Source organism: Stenotrophomonas sp. X (genome assembly GCF_055721025.1).
Genome location: NZ_CM146756.1, coordinates 2,403,201 through 2,419,059, shown reverse-complemented (window position 1 = coordinate 2,419,059; position 15,859 = coordinate 2,403,201). Strand labels below are relative to the sequence as shown.

The 15,859-nt window shown below is 68.8% G+C and carries 15 protein-coding genes; 10 read left to right on the top strand and 5 right to left on the bottom strand.

Translation table 11 applies throughout. From position 1 onward, the window contains the following. Positions 1-3: 3 nt before the first annotated feature. The 5 genes from ACZ75I_RS11200 to ACZ75I_RS11180 form a co-directional block, all read right to left on the bottom strand. Positions 4-339 carry a tetratricopeptide repeat protein gene (locus ACZ75I_RS11200; RefSeq protein ID WP_061479860.1) on the bottom strand — a complete coding sequence of 112 codons (336 nt, stop codon included), beginning with the start codon at positions 337-339 and terminating at the stop codon, positions 4-6. Further along, positions 336-914, bottom strand: a complete 579-nt coding sequence (locus ACZ75I_RS11195) for a flavin reductase family protein (protein ID WP_472957872.1) — start codon at positions 912-914, stop codon at positions 336-338. Before ACZ75I_RS11195 ends, ACZ75I_RS11200 begins: the two co-directional genes overlap by 4 nt. Continuing rightward, positions 911-1,540: a superoxide dismutase gene (locus tag ACZ75I_RS11190; protein WP_472957870.1), complete on the bottom strand. Its 630-nt coding sequence runs from the start codon at positions 1,538-1,540 to the stop codon at positions 911-913. Before ACZ75I_RS11190 ends, ACZ75I_RS11195 begins: the two co-directional genes overlap by 4 nt. A gap of 413 nt (positions 1,541-1,953) precedes the next feature. Then, entirely contained in the window at positions 1,954-3,474 is a 1,521-nt protein-coding gene (locus ACZ75I_RS11185) for a thioredoxin family protein (RefSeq protein ID WP_472957869.1), read from the bottom strand. A 96-nt stretch (positions 3,475-3,570) separates the two neighbouring features. Continuing rightward, positions 3,571-4,020 carry a GNAT family N-acetyltransferase gene (locus ACZ75I_RS11180; protein ID WP_180866849.1) on the bottom strand — a complete coding sequence of 150 codons (450 nt, stop codon included), beginning with the start codon at positions 4,018-4,020 and terminating at the stop codon, positions 3,571-3,573. A gap of 66 nt (positions 4,021-4,086) precedes the next feature. Between ACZ75I_RS11180 and ACZ75I_RS11175 the strand changes: the two genes are divergently transcribed. The 10 genes from ACZ75I_RS11175 (at position 4,087) to ACZ75I_RS11130 (ending at position 15,791) form a co-directional block, all read left to right on the top strand. Continuing rightward, on the top strand, positions 4,087-5,022 hold the full coding sequence (locus ACZ75I_RS11175) for a TIGR03571 family LLM class oxidoreductase (RefSeq protein WP_180866850.1): 936 nt from the start codon (positions 4,087-4,089) through the stop codon (positions 5,020-5,022). A 125-nt stretch (positions 5,023-5,147) separates the two neighbouring features. Then, a complete protein-coding gene (locus ACZ75I_RS11170; protein ID WP_134968382.1) occupies positions 5,148-5,459 on the top strand; it encodes a DUF3817 domain-containing protein in 312 nt (103 codons plus the stop codon). A gap of 154 nt (positions 5,460-5,613) precedes the next feature. Beyond that, entirely contained in the window at positions 5,614-6,810 is a 1,197-nt protein-coding gene (locus ACZ75I_RS11165) for an MFS transporter (protein ID WP_134968369.1), read from the top strand. Next, positions 6,807-8,000: an isochorismate synthase gene (locus tag ACZ75I_RS11160; protein WP_111200597.1), complete on the top strand. Its 1,194-nt coding sequence runs from the start codon at positions 6,807-6,809 to the stop codon at positions 7,998-8,000. The genes ACZ75I_RS11165 and ACZ75I_RS11160 overlap by 4 nt, the downstream gene beginning before the upstream one ends. Beyond that, positions 7,997-9,649: a (2,3-dihydroxybenzoyl)adenylate synthase gene (locus ACZ75I_RS11155; protein WP_111200596.1), complete on the top strand. Its 1,653-nt coding sequence runs from the start codon at positions 7,997-7,999 to the stop codon at positions 9,647-9,649. The genes ACZ75I_RS11160 and ACZ75I_RS11155 overlap by 4 nt, the downstream gene beginning before the upstream one ends. Beyond that, the gene (locus tag ACZ75I_RS11150) at positions 9,649-10,281 is read left to right on the top strand and encodes an isochorismatase family protein (protein ID WP_472957866.1); all 633 of its coding nucleotides are present in this window, start codon (positions 9,649-9,651) and stop codon (positions 10,279-10,281) included. The genes ACZ75I_RS11155 and ACZ75I_RS11150 overlap by 1 nt, the downstream gene beginning before the upstream one ends. Then, entirely contained in the window at positions 10,281-10,538 is a 258-nt protein-coding gene (locus ACZ75I_RS11145; RefSeq protein WP_472957864.1) for a phosphopantetheine-binding protein, read from the top strand. The genes ACZ75I_RS11150 and ACZ75I_RS11145 overlap by 1 nt, the downstream gene beginning before the upstream one ends. Continuing rightward, positions 10,535-14,425, top strand: coding sequence for an amino acid adenylation domain-containing protein (locus tag ACZ75I_RS11140; RefSeq protein ID WP_472957863.1), 3,891 nt, complete (start codon positions 10,535-10,537; stop codon positions 14,423-14,425). The genes ACZ75I_RS11145 and ACZ75I_RS11140 overlap by 4 nt, the downstream gene beginning before the upstream one ends. Further along, the gene (locus tag ACZ75I_RS11135; RefSeq protein ID WP_472957862.1) at positions 14,416-15,174 is read left to right on the top strand and encodes a 2,3-dihydro-2,3-dihydroxybenzoate dehydrogenase; all 759 of its coding nucleotides are present in this window, start codon (positions 14,416-14,418) and stop codon (positions 15,172-15,174) included. The genes ACZ75I_RS11140 and ACZ75I_RS11135 overlap by 10 nt, the downstream gene beginning before the upstream one ends. A 170-nt stretch (positions 15,175-15,344) precedes the next feature. After that, on the top strand, positions 15,345-15,791 hold the full coding sequence (locus ACZ75I_RS11130) for an REP-associated tyrosine transposase (protein ID WP_346477141.1): 447 nt from the start codon (positions 15,345-15,347) through the stop codon (positions 15,789-15,791). Positions 15,792-15,859: the final 68 nt, after the last annotated feature.

Here is a 15,859-nt window from a genome sequence, read left to right as displayed (position 1 = left end):
GACTCAGCCCGCCTTCGCCGGGGCGGCCTGCTCGCGGTCGAGGCGTCGCAGGAACACCTGCATTTCCTTGCATGCCTGCTGGTCGCCCTTGCTGCCGGCCACGCTCAAGCCGCGCTGCCATGCCTCACGCGCCGCCTGTGGCTGGCCACTGGCCAGCCAGGCTTTGCCCAGCAGCTTCCAGGCTGCCGAGTACTGCGGATCAAGCACCACGCAGCGGCCCAGGTGGGTTGCCGCGCGTACCGGGTTGCCGGCATCCAGCCAGCCCTTGCCCAGGCCGAAGCGCAGCAGCGCGCCGTCCTTGCCTGCGGCAAGCATGCATTCCAGAGCTTCGATGTTCATCCGCGCACCTCCACCAGCAGTTCGGCCGGGCCGGGCTGGAAGCGGCCGCGATGGAACAGCAGCGGCGCGCCGCCGTTCTCGTGCACTTCGATGATGCGGCCGGCCAGCAGCAGGTGATCGCCTACCGGCCACTGCGCGTGGCGGGTACAGGTGAGATGGGCGACCGCACCGGCGATGCGCGGCGGGGCGTCCTCGTCGTCATCCAGCAATGCCAGGCCGTCGAAGCGGTTGCGCACCTGCGGATCGGCGAAGCGCCGGGCCAGTGCTTCCTGGTCGGCCGCCAGCACGCTGAGCGCAAAGCGTGTGGCGCGCTGGAAGGTGGACAGGCTCTGTGCGTGCAGCGCCAGGTTCCACAGCACCAAGGGGGGCTGCAGTGAGACCGGTACGAACGAGTTGATGGTCAGGCCGACCGGCTTGCCCTGAGCATCGCGCGCGCAGACGATGGCCACGCCGGTCGGGAAATGGCCGAGCAGCCGCCGCAGGGCACGCGGCGGCATCTCGACCGATGGCACCGGGGCCGGGGCGGGGAACACCCCTGCCCACGGCCCGGCGTACGGCAGTGTCCCGCCGCTCATGAGGCCCGGGCCTGGCGGTAGCGCCGGCCGACCTCGGCCCAGTTGATGATGTTGAAGAAGGCGCCGATGTAGTCCGGGCGGCGGTTCTGGTAGTGCAGGTAGTAGGCGTGTTCCCAGACGTCAAGCGCCAGGATCGGGGTATTGCCGGACAAGCCGACCGTTGCGCCCATCAGCGGGCTGTCCTGGTTGGCGCTGCTTTCCACCTGCAGACGACCATCGCGATCGATGGTCAGCCAGGCCCAGCCACTGCCGAAGCGGGTCTGCGCGGCCTTGCTGAACGCATCCTTGAAGGCATCGAAGCCGCCAAGGTCACGGTCGATGGCGGCGGCCAGTTCATCATCGGGTGCACCACCGTTGGGGCTGAGCACGGTCCAGAACAGGCTGTGGTTGGCGTGGCCACCGCCGTTGTTGCGCACCGCGCCACGCTGCGCCTCGGGCACGGCATCGAGGTTGGCGATCAGCGCCTCGACCGGTTGCTCGGCGATGCCGGCCTGCTCGATGGCGGCATTGAGGTTGTTGACGTAGTTCTGGTGGTGCTTGCTGTGGTGGATCTCCATCGTGCGCGCATCGAAGTGCGGCTCGAGGGCGTCATAGGCGTAGGGGAGCGGGGGAAGCGAGTACGACATCGAAGCAATCTCCGTGGGGAAGGCCAGAGGGCTGGCCGTGGGGGAGATCGTTATCGCACCTCAACATTGGTTGAGGTCAAGGGGCGGGGGGGTGAAATGCGTGAAAGGGAGCAAGAGCGGCATGGTAGTGCCGGCCGCGGGCCGGCAATCAGCGAAGGTCGGGTTGCCGGCCCGCGGCCGGCACTACCAGACCCCGCTTTTCGAACCTCACCGGCGCGCTGATGTGCTGCCCGCGCTCGCAGAAACTGTCAGGAGGGGGCGGGGGCCGCTGGACAGGACCGTTGGCGCCAAGGATGGCGCCATCGAGCACCATGGAGGGGCTTTTGCGTGTCCTGGCCAGCGGCCCCCGCCCCCTCCCACACGTATCAACAAAAGCGCCGGCAGGCGAACCAGCCGCCCGCGTTTTCATCAACTCAACTCAACCACTGCTTGCACGCGCCATCCACCTGTTCACCGCACGCCTGCTGCATCCGCTGCTGCAGTCGCGCCAGCGTCTCCGCACCCTGGTGCTTGCCGCTCCACGCTTTCAACTGCCCGGCAAGGCGTTCGAAGCGCTGGCGGGTGCGCTGATGGTAGCCCGACGGCTGCGCCTCCAGTTCGGCGATCAGCGAGGCGGTGGCCTGCTCGATGCGCGGCGTGTCGTTCGGCGCCAGCTTCAGCAACCCTTCCACGTACAGCACGCCCCATTGCACGCGGGTGGCCGGGCCCTGCGCACCGTCGTAGGCACGCTTCAACCACTCCAGCGCCCCGGCGGTGTCGCCGCGCTGCTCGGCCAGTTCGGCCAGCTCGGGCATGTAGTAGTAGGGCTGCTCGCTGCGCTTCAGCTCCGCCAGCAACAACGCCTCGGCACCGGCGTCGTCACCGACCTGGCGCAATGCGTACGCCGCGCTGCTGATCGTTGCCTGGCGCGCGTGCGCATCGGTGGCGGCGGCATCGGCAGCGGCCACGCGCTGCTTGACCCGCTCAACCAGGGCCGGGGGCAGTGCGCCCTTCGGCTGCTGCTGGCGGGCAAGCGATACTTCGATCAGCGCCCGCGACAATGCGTCGTCGGCGCGGTCGCCGCGCTCGGCATCTGCGCGTTCCAGCGCGACCAGCAGCTGCTGGCCCAGCGTGTTGCGGGTGGCCGGCCCAGTACTGGCCTGCGTGACCAGCTGTGCGCCTGCATAGCCCAGCAACTCACGGTTGCGGCGGACTTCGGCCGGCTGCGCCAGCACGGCCTGCAGCAGCTCGCGTACTTCGGTAGGCGAGCTGGCGGGCGTGTCGGCGGTGGCCAGGGCAAGCAGGGCGAAGCGGCGCTGCAGGGCGGCATCCGGTGCCGCCTTGGACAGCTGCCGCAGTACATCCTGGCTCCTGCGCTCGCCGGCCAGGCGGTTGGCGTCGACTTCCCAGCCGTAGTCGCCCAGCACCTGCCAGTCTTCGGCAGCCAACTTCTCCGGCGTGGCCAGGGCAATAGCCAGGGTGGCAGCGATTGCACTGCGGCGCCCGGCGGCGACGGTCAACGCCCGGGTCAGTTCGGCGGCGTCGTTGCCACCGGCCACGCGGGTGATTTCATTGCGCTGTGGGTCCAGTACGATCAGGGTCGGGTAGCCGCGCACCCCGAAGCGTTCGCCCCAGGCCTGCGCACCTTCCTCGTCGCCATCCAGATAGACAGGAACGAATTTGCCGGTCAACGCGATGAAGGCCGGGTCCTTGAACAGGCCGGCCTTGAGCTGGTTGCACGGCGGGCACCAGACCGCGCCCCAGTACAGCAGCACCGGCTTGCCGCTCTCTGCGGCTTCGGCGAAGGCATCATCGACGTCGCCCTGGCGCCACGCGATTCCCTTGGCCGGCGCAGGTGCCTCGGCGGAGTTGGCGGTGGAAACCGGGGCCGGGGTGCAGGCGCTCAGCGCCGAAGCCAGCAGCAACACGGAAAGCGCGACGCGCATCGGCGGCATCTCGAAGGGGGACAGTCCATTGTAGGAATGGCCGGGGAGTGTGCTGATTCAGTTTGCTTATATCGGCTGGGCAGCTGGGCATGACACCCGCTGCCTTCAGGCGGCCGCCCGCACCATCTGCTGGTAGACCAGTCCGTTGAACTCGCCGGCCTCACCGTCAACCACGAAGCCATAGCGCAGATAGGTCGGCACAGCATTGAGCGATGCGCGCACGGTCAGGACCGGCTCGCGCACCTGTGGCAGCACCGCCTCGAAGAGGGCATGACCGATACCCTGGCCCTGGCAGCCGGGATCGACGAACAGCATCGCCAAGTGCCGGCCTTCCTTCAGCTCGACCACGCCGACGACGCGGCCGTCCTGCTCGGCCACCAGGATGTGGTTGTCGCCGCCGAGGCGTTCACCGAACGCATCGGCGGCGGCGACATTGCCGAACGTGGCGATGCCGGCTGCGCTGAGCGAGGGCGCCACCGCCGCAGTGAACGCGGCCAGGCACACCGCGCTGATCGCGGGCAGGTCATCGACATGGGCAGGGCGGATCATCGGCATGCAGTGTTCTTCCGGTAGTGGGCGGCGCGTCATCGTCGCCGCATGACTACACGCTAAGCTGCCGGCATGAGTGATTTCAATCCCGCTTACGCTGCGTTGTTTCCGCAACAGGGGCTGAGCCTGGGCCTGATGACGCCTGTCGCCGCGCATGGGCTGGCCGATCCGCATGACGCCAGGCGCATCGCACGGCTGGCCGATGACCTGGGCTTTGCCGCGTTGTGGACGCGTGATGTGCCATTGATGGTGCCGCAGGGTCCGGACGCGGTAGCGAGCGCGCTGGATGACCCGTTCCTGTGGCTGGGCATGCTGGCCGCTGCGACCGAGCGCATCGTGATCGGCAGCGCGGCCATCGTGCTGCCATTGCGCCAGCCGCTGCAGGTGGCGAAGTCGGCCCTGAGCCTGGACCGGATCAGCGACGGACGCTTCGTGCTGGGGCTGGGTTCGGGTGATCGCCCGGAAGAATTCGCTGCGTTCGGCGAGGATCTGGAGGGCAGGGCGGCGACCTTCCGTGAGCGCTGGTCGCTGCTGCGCGCGGCGCTGTCACCGGCGGCCGATGAGCGGAGCGCCGTACTGCAGGCCACGGGTGGCTTCGACGTGCTGCCGGCGCCGGCGGCGCGCATTCCGATGCTGGTGGTGGGTACCGCGCGGCAGAGCCTGCAGTGGATCGCGCGTGAGGCCGAGGGCTGGGCCACCTATCATCGCGAGGAAGCCGCGCAGGAAGGGCGCATCGGTCTGTGGCAACAGGCGCTGATGCAGCGCGGTGGGCCAGGCAAGCCGTTCGTGCAGTCGATGCTGCTGGACCTGCAGGCCGATCCGCAGGCGCCAGCCGAGTCGCTGCCGCTGGGCCTGAAGGTCGGCCGCGATGGCCTGCGTGACTATCTGCTGCGCGTGCATGGGCAGGGCGTGGCGCATGTGATGTTCAATCTGGTCGACAATGGGCGGCCGATGGACGCGGTGCTGCGTGAGATCGGGGAGCAGGTTCTGCCGCATATGCTCGGGTAGGTGTCTACCTTGGTGGACACGCTCCAGCAGTCGAGCACGGCTCGACTCTACATGGGATTCGCATCTGCGTATCATTCGCATTTGATACCCCGATGCCGGAGCCCCACGTGACCCAACCTTCCCCCATGCACCCGACCGGACGCCTGTTCGCCGCGGTGGCCTTCATCGAGGCCGTGACCTGGGCCGGCCTGCTCATCGGCATGTGGATGAAGTACGGCCCGATGGCCAGCGTGGCGCTGGTGAAGCTGTTCGGGCCGCTGCACGGCGTGGCCTTCCTGGCCTATGTGGCAGTCACCCTGTTTGCGGCTGTGCGCCTGCGCTGGCCGTGGTGGGCCAGTGCACTGGCCCTGTTGGCGGCGATCCCACCGCTGGTGACGTTGCCGCTGGAATGGTGGTTCAAGCGCCGTGGCCTGCTGGGCCTGCGTCCGATGCGCTGAACCGACTGTTGCATGCCCATTCAAGAGAATGGGTATCAAACGCAAATACGAGCCGTTATCATTTGAGGATGGCGTCCGGTCCTGAGCGGGGCGGATGCCGGGCGGGGCGCGCAGGCGCGTCCGGCCAATCCTTCCCTGTTACGGCTGGTGTTTCATGCACGCACGTCCCGTCGTTCCCGGCTTGCCGGCGCTGGTGTTGGCTGCCCTGATCGGCACCATGGCGATGATGTCCTTCGTCGCGGTGATCGGTCCGGTGGTCCGCATGCTCGGCTTGTCCGAGTGGCATGCCGGACTGTCGGTCACCGCCGCGGGCGTGTTGTGGATGCTGGCCGCGCGCCCCTGGGGCCAGCTCAGCGACCGCATCGGCCGCAAGCGTGTGCTGATGCTGGCGATGAGTGCCTACACCGTGGTCTACATCGCGCTGGCGGTGTTCATCGACGTGGCCCTGCAGGCAGTGCCGCCGGTACTGGTGTCAGTGCTGGTGCTGGTCGGTGCGCGCGGCCTGATCGGCCTGTTCTACGCGGCGGTGCCGCCTACCGCAGCGGCACTGATCGCCGACAAGGCACCGACCGGCCAACGTGCGAAATTCCTCGCCCGCCTGGGCAGCGCCAATGCGCTGGGCATGGTGCTCGGCCCCGCCGCTGCCGGCTGGCTTGCCTATACCAACCTTTCGCTGGCGCTGTACGTGGCCGCGTTGCTGCCGTTGCTGGCACTGGCATTGCTGGCCTGGCGGCTGCCGGCCACGCCGCCCGTGGTGGGTGCGTCCTCACAACGCCGCACGCCGGTGAGTCGCCTCGACACGCGCCTGCGCCTGCCGCAGCTGGCGGCGTTCATCGCGATGGTCTCGGTGACCATCGCGCAGGTCACGGTCGGCTTCTTCGCGATTGATCGCCTGGGCCTGGATGCGGCTGCGGGCGCACGCATGGCCGGCATTGCACTCACCGCCGTTGGCGTCGGCCTGATCCTGGCGCAGGCACTGGTGATGAAGCTGGAGGTCCATCCACGCCGCTGGATCGTCCTCGGCGCGCTGATTTCTGGCATTGGCTTTGCTTCGGTGGCGGGCGTGCAGCAGGGCTGGCAGTTGCCGGCGGCGTATGCGCTGGCAGCGTTCGGCATGGGCTTTGTATTCCCCTCGTTCCAGGCGCTGGCCGCCGACGCGGTGGAAGCGCACGAGCAGGGTGCCGCAGCAGGCACCGTCGCGGCAGCGCAGGGCCTGGGCATGGTGGCCGGGCCGATGCTCGGCACGCTGTTGTATCGCGGCGGGCCCAGCCTGCCATACCTGTTGGTCGGCGCGTTGCTGCTGTTGCTGTGCGCGCTGGCTGCAGCGCATCGGATGAAGGAGGCCCCATGAACGATTCCCTGAAGCAGAGCGCGTGGCCGGAGGCTGCGCCAGCGCCGCAGGAAGGCACCGACGACGCGTCGCTGTTCCTGCTGCAGCACGCCGGCCAGCACGTGCACGCACGCGGTTGCCGCGCCACGCTGCCGGCCGGTGCACTGGCGACCTTGGCAGAGCGCGTTGCGGCGTTCTTTGCCCAGCAGCGTGGCGGCCCGGGCCTGCTGGTGGGGGCGGTGCCGTTCGAACCGCGTGCGGACGACGCGTTGTACCAGCCCGAGCGCCTGCTGCCAGCCCTGCCGTTGCCGCCGCAGGCCGCGCCGGCGCTGGAGGGTGCCCTGCAGGCCGAGCCCGCGCCCGAGGCATACGCGGCGTCGGTGGCGGCTGCGGTGCAGGTACTGCGCGCGCCCGGACTGGACCTGCAGAAGGTGGTGCTGGCGCGCAGCCTGCTGGCACGCACGCGGCAGTCACTTTCCCCGGAGGTTCTGCTGGCCCGCCTGGGCGCGGATCCTTCGGTGGCGACCTACGCGGTGCCGTTGCCGGTGGCGCCGGGGCAGGCGCCCGCCTGGCTGGTGGGCGCGACGCCGGAACTGCTGCTGCGCAAGCGTGGCGCCGAGCTGTTGTCGCACCCGCTGGCGGGCTCCGCGCGGCGCAGCGCCGATGCCGCCGAGGACGAGCGTGCGGCGCAGGCGCTGCTGGCCTCGACCAAGGACCACGACGAGCACCGCCACGTGGTCGAAGCCATCGTCGGGGGGCTGGCACCGTACTGCAGCCACATCGATGCGCAGCCGCGGCCGGTGCTGCATGCCACCGCCAGCATGTGGCATCTGGGCACCCGCATCCACGCCACGCTGAAGGATCCGCAGACGTCTGCCGCCGAACTGCTGGCGCAGCTGCACCCCACGCCGGCGGTCTGTGGTACGCCGCGGTTGGCGGCGCTGCAGCGCATCCGCGAACTGGAGCCGGTGCCGCGCGGCTTCTATGCCGGCGCCGTGGGCTGGTTGGACGCGCAGGGTGATGGCGACTGGTACGTGGCGATCCGCTGCGCGCGCCTGCAGGGCACGCAGCTGCGCCTGTATGCCGGTGCCGGCATCGTCGCCGAGTCGGAACCCAAGGCCGAGGTGGCCGAAACCGCAGCGAAGTTCGCTGCCCTGTTGAACGCGCTGGGTGTCCATGAATCCGCGCCCGCCATCGAGCCTGCCGCATGAGTACCTCCACTGACTTTTCCCGCCTGCCACTGCAGCAGGTGTGGCCGGATGACCTGATCGCGCGCTATCGCGAGGCCGGTCATTGGCGTGGCGAGACCTTTCCGGCGTTCCTGCGCGAACGTGCAGAACGCTATGCCGATGACATCGCGGTGGTCGCCGGCGACGTGCGCCTGAGCTATGCGCAGCTGTGGCACGAGGCCGGACGCGTCGGCGCCGGCCTGCTGGCGCTGGGCCTGCAGCCTGGCGAACGGGTGCTGGTGCAGCTGGGCAACACCGCAGGCTTCATCACCACGGTCTGCGGCCTGTTCCGGGCCGGCCTGGTGCCGGTGTACGCGCTGCCGGCGCACCGCATCACCGAGCTGGCGCACTTCGCCAACAAGGCCGAAGCCAGTGCCTACATCACCACGGCACTGCACGATGGCTTCGATCATCGCGGGCTGGCGCGGGCACTACAGGCCGAGGCCCCGGCAGTGCGCCATGTGGTGATCGACGGCGATGCGGCGGAGTTCATCGCGCTGGAGGCGCTGCAGGGTGACCGCAGCCAGCTGCCGCCCGATCCGGACCCGCAGTCGGTGGCGTTCCTGCAGATTTCCGGTGGGAGCACCGGGCTGTCCAAGCTGATTCCGCGTACCCACGACGACTACATCTATTCGTTCCGTGCCAGCAATGAAATCTGCGGCATCGACCGCGACAGCGTCTACCTGGTCGCGCTGCCGGCCGCGCACAATTTCCCGATGAGCTCGCCCGGCTTCTTCGGCGCGTTGTACGCCGGCGCCCGCGTGGTGCTCAGTCCCGGCCCCGGTCCGGATGCGGCCTTCCCGCTGATCGCCCGCGAAAAGGTGACCTGCTGCGGCCTGGTGCCGCCGCTGGCGCTGCTGTGGGCGCAGGCGGCCGCCACCAGCAAGCATGACCTGTCGAGCCTGCGGGTACTGCAGGTGGGCGGCGCCAAACTGGTCCCGGAAGCCGCGCGGCGGGTGATCGACGGCCTCGGCTGTACCTTGCAGCAGGTATTCGGCATGGCCGAAGGCCTGGTCAACTACACCCGCCTGGACGATCCGGAGGACCTGATCGTGGCTTGCCAGGGCCGGCCGATCAGTCCGGACGACGAAGTGCGCGTGGTCGATGACCATGACCAGCCGGTGGCCGAAGGTGAGGTGGGGCATCTGCTCACCCGTGGCCCGTACACCATCCGCGGCTACCACAACGATGCGGTGGCCAATGCGCGTTCGTTCACCGACGATGGCTTCTATCGCACCGGCGACCGCGTGCAGCAGCTGCCCGGAGGCTACCTGGTGGTGCAGGGCCGCGCCGGTGACCACATCAACCGTGCCGGCGAAAAGATCTCCGCCGAGGAGATCGAAGACCACTTGCTGGCACATCCGGGTGTGTTCGATGCGGCCGTGGTCTCCATTCCCGATGAGTACCTGGGCGAGCGCAGCTGCGCCTTCGTGATTCCGCAGGGCGAACCGTTCAAGGCGCCGGCGCTGAAGTCCTGGATGCGCGGTCGTGGCCTGGCGGCGTTCAAGGTGCCCGATCAGGTCGTGTTCGTCGACAGTTTCGATACCACCGCGGTCGGCAAGATCAGCCGCCGCGAACTGCGCGCGCAACTGCGTGCGCGTCATCTGCAACAGACAGGAGGAACGCGCTGATGGCGCTGCCCCGTATCACTGATTACCCCTTGCCGAGCGCCGCCGAACTACCGCAGGCGCGTGGCCCGTGGCGCCCGCAGCGCGATCGTGTCGCGCTGCTGGTGCACGACATGCAGCGTTATTTCCTGGCCGCATTCGACGCCGGCAATGCACCGCTGCGGCCGGCCGTGGACAACATCGCACGCCTGCTGGCGCACTGCCGCGCGCAGGGCATTCCGGTGTTCTACACCGCCCAGCATGGCGACCAGGACCGGCGTGATCGTGGCCTGCAGGCCGACCTGTGGGGACCGGGCATGCGTCGCAGCGCCGATCATGAGCCGATCATCGAGGCGCTGGCACCGCAGCCGGGCGAGCATGTGCTGGTCAAGCATCGCTATAGCGCCTTCCAGCGCAGCAACCTGGAGACGCTGATGCGGGTACGTGGGCGTGATCAGCTGCTGGTGACCGGCGTGTACGCCCATATCGGCTGTACCGTAACCGTCGTCGAGGCCTTCCAGCGTGACATCGAGGCCTTCATCGCCGCAGATGCGGTGGCGGACTTCTCGCGCGCCGATCACGATCAGGCGCTGCACTGGATCGCGCGCACCTGTGGTGTGCCGATGACCACCGATCAGCTGCTGGAGGTGCTGTGATGGCTGCCATGGGTGAGGCGCTGGCTCTGGAGCGGATGCGTGCCGACGTGGCGCGCGTGCTGGAGTGCACGCCAGCCGAGATCGGGGACGACGACAACCTGATCGACCTGGACCTGGACTCGATGCGCATGCTCGGCCTGGTCCTGGCCTGGGGCAACACTGGCCTTCCGCTGGAGTTCTCGCAGTTGGCCGAGCACACCACGCTGCGCCAGTGGTGGGGTGTGGTGCAACAACTGCAGGCCGCGCAGAACGCATGAACGCCGCAGCGCTGGCCACGCCGGTGGCGTTGACCGAGGCCCAGGCGGGGCTGTGGTTCGCACAGCGGCTGGCACCGGACAATCCGTCATTCAATACCGCGCACGCGGTATGGATCGACGGCCCGCTGGACGTGGCCGCGTTCGTCGCAGCCGCAGACCAGGCTGCGCGCGAGGCTGAGGCTGTCGCATTGCGCTTTGCCGAAGGGGCCGATGGCCAGCCGCTGCAGTGGCATGACACGGCACACGTGCCGTTGCTTTCGGTGCGCGATGTTTCTACCGAGGCGGATCCCGCCGCTGCGGCACGCAACCTGATGCACGCCGACCGGCTGAGCCCGGTCGATCCCACCAGGGACCGGATCAGCCAGCAGGTACTGTTCGATCTGGGTGGCCTGCGCTGGGTCTGGTACCTGCGCGTGCATCATCTGGCGGCCGATGGCTACGGCATGGCGCTGTTCACTGATCGGGTGTGCGCGTTGTATGCCGGTCGTACCGGTGAGTCACTGCCGGGGCTGGCGGGCGTGCTGGCCGATGATGCCGCCTACCGTGCCGATCCGCGCCGCGTGCAGGCCGGGCAGTGGTGGCGTGAGCACATGCAGGGCGCACCGGCAGGCGCAGGCCTGGCCGGCACGCTCGCGGCCAGTGACGACGCGCTGCGCTGGGTGCAGCCGCTCGATGCGGCCTTCCGTGAGCTGTTGCTGCAGGCTTCGGTGCGTTGGCTGCAGCCTTGGCCGGATGTGCTGGTCGCGCTGGCGGCCGAGTACCTGCGGCGGATGAGTGGCGCCGATGAAGTGGTGCTGGGCGTGCCCTACATGGGGCGGTTGGGCAACGCGTCGGCGCGGGTGCCGGCGATGGTGATGAATGTGTTGCCGCTGCGCGTGGCGGCCGGCGAGGGCAGCGTCGAGGCCTTTGCCCGGGGCCTGGGTCGCCAGCTCAGTCAAGGCCGCAGGCACGGCCGCTACCGGGGCGAGCAGCTGCGCCGGGACCTGGGCCTGGTCGGCACGCAGCAGCGCCTGCACGGCCCGCTGGTGAATGTGCAGCCGTTCTACAGGCCGCTGGCGCTGACTGGCGTGCAGGCGGCGCTGGAGGTGCTGTGCACCGGACCGGTGGATGACCTGGCGCTGGGTTTCCGTGGCGATGGCCAGCACCTGCTGGATCTGGAGATCGAGGCCAATCCCGCGCTGTACAGTCGCGAGGATATCCAGGCGCACGCGGCGCGATTGCTGCATTTCGTGTCGGCGGCGCTGCAGGCTGACGATATCGCCGCCGTGCCCCTGGCGACGCCCGCGGAGGCGCAGCAGCTGCTGCAGGGTTTCAACGCCACCGCGCACGCGCTTCCTGAGACCACCTTGGTTGAATTGCTGCAGCAGGGCATGGATCGGGACCCGCACACGCCTGCGCTGGTGTTCGGCGATGCGACGCTGGATTACGCGACGCTGGAAGCGCGCAGTTTCGCGCTGGCGGCACAGCTGCGGGCAATGGATGTCGGCCCGGGCAGCGTGGTGGCGGTGGCATTGCCGCGCTCGCTGGAGCTGGTGATCGCGCTGCTCGCGGTGCTGCGTGCAGGCGCGGCCTATCTTCCGTTGGACCTTGCCCATCCCGACGAGCGGCTGGCGCGCATCTTCGCCTCGGCGCAGCCGGTGTGCGTTCTGGCTGCGGCGGAGATTTCGGCGCGCACGGCCGGCGTACCGGTGCTCGCGCCGTCGCAGTGGGCCGCGCTGAGCTTCGCTGCGCCCTGGGCCGATCCGGCGCCCAGCGATGCGGCCTATGTGATCTATACCTCCGGTTCGACCGGGGAACCGAAGGGCGTGGTCGTCGAACACCGTGCCATCGTCAACCGCCTGCTGTGGATGCGCGAGCACTACGGCATCCGCGCCGATGACCGCGTGCTGCAGAAAACCCCGGCCACCTTCGACGTGTCGGTCTGGGAGTTCTTCCTGCCGTTGCTGTGCGGGGCAACGCTGGTGATTGCCGGGCCCGATGCGCATCGCGACCCCACTGAACTGGCCCGCTTGATCCGTGGCCATGGCATCACCACGGCGCATTTCGTGCCGTCGATGCTCGATGCCTTCCTCGCTGCACCGGCCTCCGAAGGCCTGCAGCTGCGACGGGTATTCACCAGTGGCGAGGCGCTGGACGCCGCGTTGCGCGACCGCTTCCACGCGCGCATGCACGCCGAGCTGCACAACCTGTATGGCCCGACCGAAGCCGCGGTGGACGTCAGCTACTGGCCGGCGTCGGCGCAGGATCGATCGCGGCCGGTACCGATCGGCTTCCCGGTCTGGAATACCCGACTTTACGTGCTGGACGCGCGGATGCAGCCGGTGCCGGTCGGCGTGGCCGGTGACCTTTATCTGGGCGGTGTGCAACTGGCGCGCGGCTATCTCGGTCGCGAGGACCTGACTGCCGAACGCTTCCTTGCCGATCCTTTCCTGGCGGGCGAGCGCATCTACCGCACCGGCGACATAGCGCGCTGGCGCAGCGATGGCGCGGTGGAGTACCTGGGCCGCAGCGACCATCAGGTGAAACTGCGCGGCCTGCGCATCGAGTTGGGTGAGATCGAGGCGGCTTTGCGCGAACTGCCGGGCATGGAGCGGGTGGAAGTGCTGCTGCGCCAGGATGCGCCCGGCGACGCGCGTCTGGTGGCGTATGTGCCGACTGCGCTTGCCGACGCCGTGATGCTGCGCAGCCATCTGGCCACGCGCGTGCCGGACTACATGGTGCCCTCGGCGTTTGTCGGCGTGGACCACTGGCCGGTGACCGCCAACGGCAAGCTCGACCGCAACGCGTTGCCGAAACCACCACAACATGAGGTCGCCGGATTGGCGCCGCGCACGCCGTTGGAACAGGAGCTGGCGTCGCTGTTTGCCCAGGCACTCGGGCGAGAAGCGCCGGTGGCGGTGGATGCGGACTTTTTCAGTCTCGGCGGTGACTCGCTGTCGGCGGTGCACCTGCTGCTGGCGATCGAACAGCGCTGGCGCTGCGATCTCGGTCTGGGGGCCTTGTTTGCCCAGCCCACCGTGGCCGCGCTGGCGGTTCGCATTGCCGAGCCACCCGCGCTGGCCGATCACGCACTGGGGCCGGTGATCGCGCTGGCCGCGACCGACGCTGCCGGGCCTACGCCGCTGTTCGTGCTGCACCCGGCCGGCGGCATCGCCTGGAACTACCGCACCCTGGCCCGCGCACTGCGGCCGGCACGCCCGGTGTATGGCCTGCAGTCGCCGGCACTGGACGCGCGGCAGCCGCTGCCGAGCAGCATCGAGGCGATGGCCAGCGACTACGTACAGCGCGTGGTTGCATTGCAGCCAAAGGGGCCGGTGCACCTGCTGGGCTGGTCGGTGGGGGGCATCCTCGCCCAGGCGATGGCGGTGCGCCTGCATGAGATCGGCCGCGAGGTCGGCGAACTGGTACTGCTGGATGCCTATCCCAGCGAGTGCTGGCGGGCCGAGCCGGAACCCGATGCCATCGCCGCATTGCGGGCACTGCTGGCGATTGCCGGGCATGACCCGGATGCGCATCCGGAACTGGACAGCCGGGAGCGCATTCTCGCGTTCCTGCGTCGTGGTGGCAGTGCGCTGGGTAGCCTGCCGGATGTCGTGCTGGATGGCGTGGTGCGCGCCGTGACCGGCACCAATCGACTGATCCGTGAACATATCCACCGGCCGTTCGATGGCACGCTGGTGCATGTGCGTGCCGGCCGGGATCACCAGGCGCGGCCACAGTTGCAGTCGGCGTTGTGGCGGACACACGCGCGTAGGGTGCAGTCGTTGGAACTGCCGTTCCTGCATGCAGAACTGACCGGCCGCGATGCGGTGGCGCAGCTGGCGCCGTGGTTGTCGGCGCGGTTGCGCCAATGGGACGAGCAACAGGAGATCGCAACATGCAGTTGACCGGCTTTGAAGGCCGCGTGGCGCTGGTCACCGGCGCTGCCGGCGGCATCGGCGAGGCACTGGTACGGTTACTGGCCGAGGCCGGTTGCACCGTGGTGGCGACCGATCGCGAGGCGCCTGTTACGGCAGATGTGCGTGTGCATACCTTCGCACTCGACGTGACCGACAGTGCCGCCGTGGACGGCTTGGTGGATCAGGTCGAGTCCAGCATCGGGCCGATCATGCTGGGCGCCAGCGTGGCCGGTGTGCTGCATGTGGGCGGCGTGACCGAGACCGGCGATGACGACTGGCGCCGGGTGTTCGCGGTCAATGCCGATGGCGTGTTCCATGTCGGTCGCGCGCTGGCGCGGGTGATGTCGCCGCGCCGGCAGGGCGCAATCGTTACCGTCAGCTCGAATGCGGCTGGCGTGCCGCGGCACGGCATGGCGGCGTATGCCGCGTCCAAGGCCGCCGCCACGATGTTCACACGCTGCCTCGGGCTGGAGCTGGCGCCGTTGGGCATCCGCTGCAACATCGTCGCCCCGGGCTCGACGCTGACCCCGATGCAGACCGGCATGTGGCAGGACGAGCACGGCGCCGAGCGGGTGATCGCCGGCAACCTGGAGACCTACAAGGCCGGCATTCCGCTGCGCAAACTCGCCACGCCGGAAGACATCGCGCACTCGGTGATGTTCCTGCTCTCCGAGCAGGCCGGGCATGTGGCAATGAGCGACCTGTACGTCGACGGCGGCGCCACTCTGCGCGCCTGAGCCCCGACCGCCGCTGCCCGGCAACGGTAGTGCCGGCCGCTGGCCGGTAGTCCATAGCCCCCGGTAGTGCCGGCCGCTGGCCGGCAACCTCATTCAGCTTCAGACATCTCCCAGCCCCCATCGAGGCTTGGCCCGACAGCCAGCGCCCAATGATCGACCCACCATGGCGCATGAGCAGCCATCGCCTCCGCCTGGGCCGTCGCTCGATCATTGGCCAGGCCTATATTCTGACCACCACCACGCATCAGCGCCGCAGGCTCTTTGAAAGCAATGCTTCGGCAGCATGTGTAATCGATCAGTTCGATTACATCGAACAGCGCGGGCTCGTACGGTCACACGCATGGGTCGTCATGCCGGATCACGTCCACTGGATGTTCGAGCTACGTGCAGCTGACCTTCCCGACATCGCGCGCCGGATGAAGTCGTCGAGCGCGCTTGCCCTGAATCGCCTGGCGGGCCGTCGAAGCACGGTGTGGCAGCCCGGCTACTTCGATCATGCATCGAGGACCGAAGAGTCGCTGGCGCGGCAGGCGTTGTACATCCTGGGGAATCCGGTACGCGCCGGTCTCGTTGGGCAGATTGGCGAGTATCCCTATGCGTGGTCGGCGTGGGGGTGATGCCGGCCAGCGGCCGGCACTACCACAGCAGAACCGACGCGCAGCGCAGATCGCGTTCCGGCGCACAG

Bases quoted from the DNA above. Each gene is read 5' to 3' on its own strand.
- ACZ75I_RS11200 (WP_061479860.1), bottom strand. From the start codon at position 339: ATGAACATCGAAGCTCTGGAATGCATGCTTGCCGCAGGCAAGGACGGC.
- ACZ75I_RS11195 (WP_472957872.1), bottom strand. From the start codon at position 914: ATGAGCGGCGGGACACTGCCGTACGCCGGGCCGTGGGCAGGGGTGTTC.
- ACZ75I_RS11190 (WP_472957870.1), bottom strand. From the start codon at position 1,540: ATGTCGTACTCGCTTCCCCCGCTCCCCTACGCCTATGACGCCCTCGAG.
- ACZ75I_RS11185 (WP_472957869.1), bottom strand. From the start codon at position 3,474: ATGCCGCCGATGCGCGTCGCGCTTTCCGTGTTGCTGCTGGCTTCGGCG.
- ACZ75I_RS11180 (WP_180866849.1), bottom strand. From the start codon at position 4,020: ATGCCGATGATCCGCCCTGCCCATGTCGATGACCTGCCCGCGATCAGC.
- ACZ75I_RS11175 (WP_180866850.1), top strand. From the start codon at position 4,087: ATGAGTGATTTCAATCCCGCTTACGCTGCGTTGTTTCCGCAACAGGGG.
- ACZ75I_RS11170 (WP_134968382.1), top strand. From the start codon at position 5,148: ATGCACCCGACCGGACGCCTGTTCGCCGCGGTGGCCTTCATCGAGGCC.
- ACZ75I_RS11165 (WP_134968369.1), top strand. From the start codon at position 5,614: ATGCACGCACGTCCCGTCGTTCCCGGCTTGCCGGCGCTGGTGTTGGCT.
- ACZ75I_RS11160 (WP_111200597.1), top strand. From the start codon at position 6,807: ATGAACGATTCCCTGAAGCAGAGCGCGTGGCCGGAGGCTGCGCCAGCG.
- ACZ75I_RS11155 (WP_111200596.1), top strand. From the start codon at position 7,997: ATGAGTACCTCCACTGACTTTTCCCGCCTGCCACTGCAGCAGGTGTGG.
- ACZ75I_RS11150 (WP_472957866.1), top strand. From the start codon at position 9,649: ATGGCGCTGCCCCGTATCACTGATTACCCCTTGCCGAGCGCCGCCGAA.
- ACZ75I_RS11145 (WP_472957864.1), top strand. From the start codon at position 10,281: ATGGCTGCCATGGGTGAGGCGCTGGCTCTGGAGCGGATGCGTGCCGAC.
- ACZ75I_RS11140 (WP_472957863.1), top strand. From the start codon at position 10,535: ATGAACGCCGCAGCGCTGGCCACGCCGGTGGCGTTGACCGAGGCCCAG.
- ACZ75I_RS11135 (WP_472957862.1), top strand. From the start codon at position 14,416: ATGCAGTTGACCGGCTTTGAAGGCCGCGTGGCGCTGGTCACCGGCGCT.
- ACZ75I_RS11130 (WP_346477141.1), top strand. From the start codon at position 15,345: ATGAGCAGCCATCGCCTCCGCCTGGGCCGTCGCTCGATCATTGGCCAG.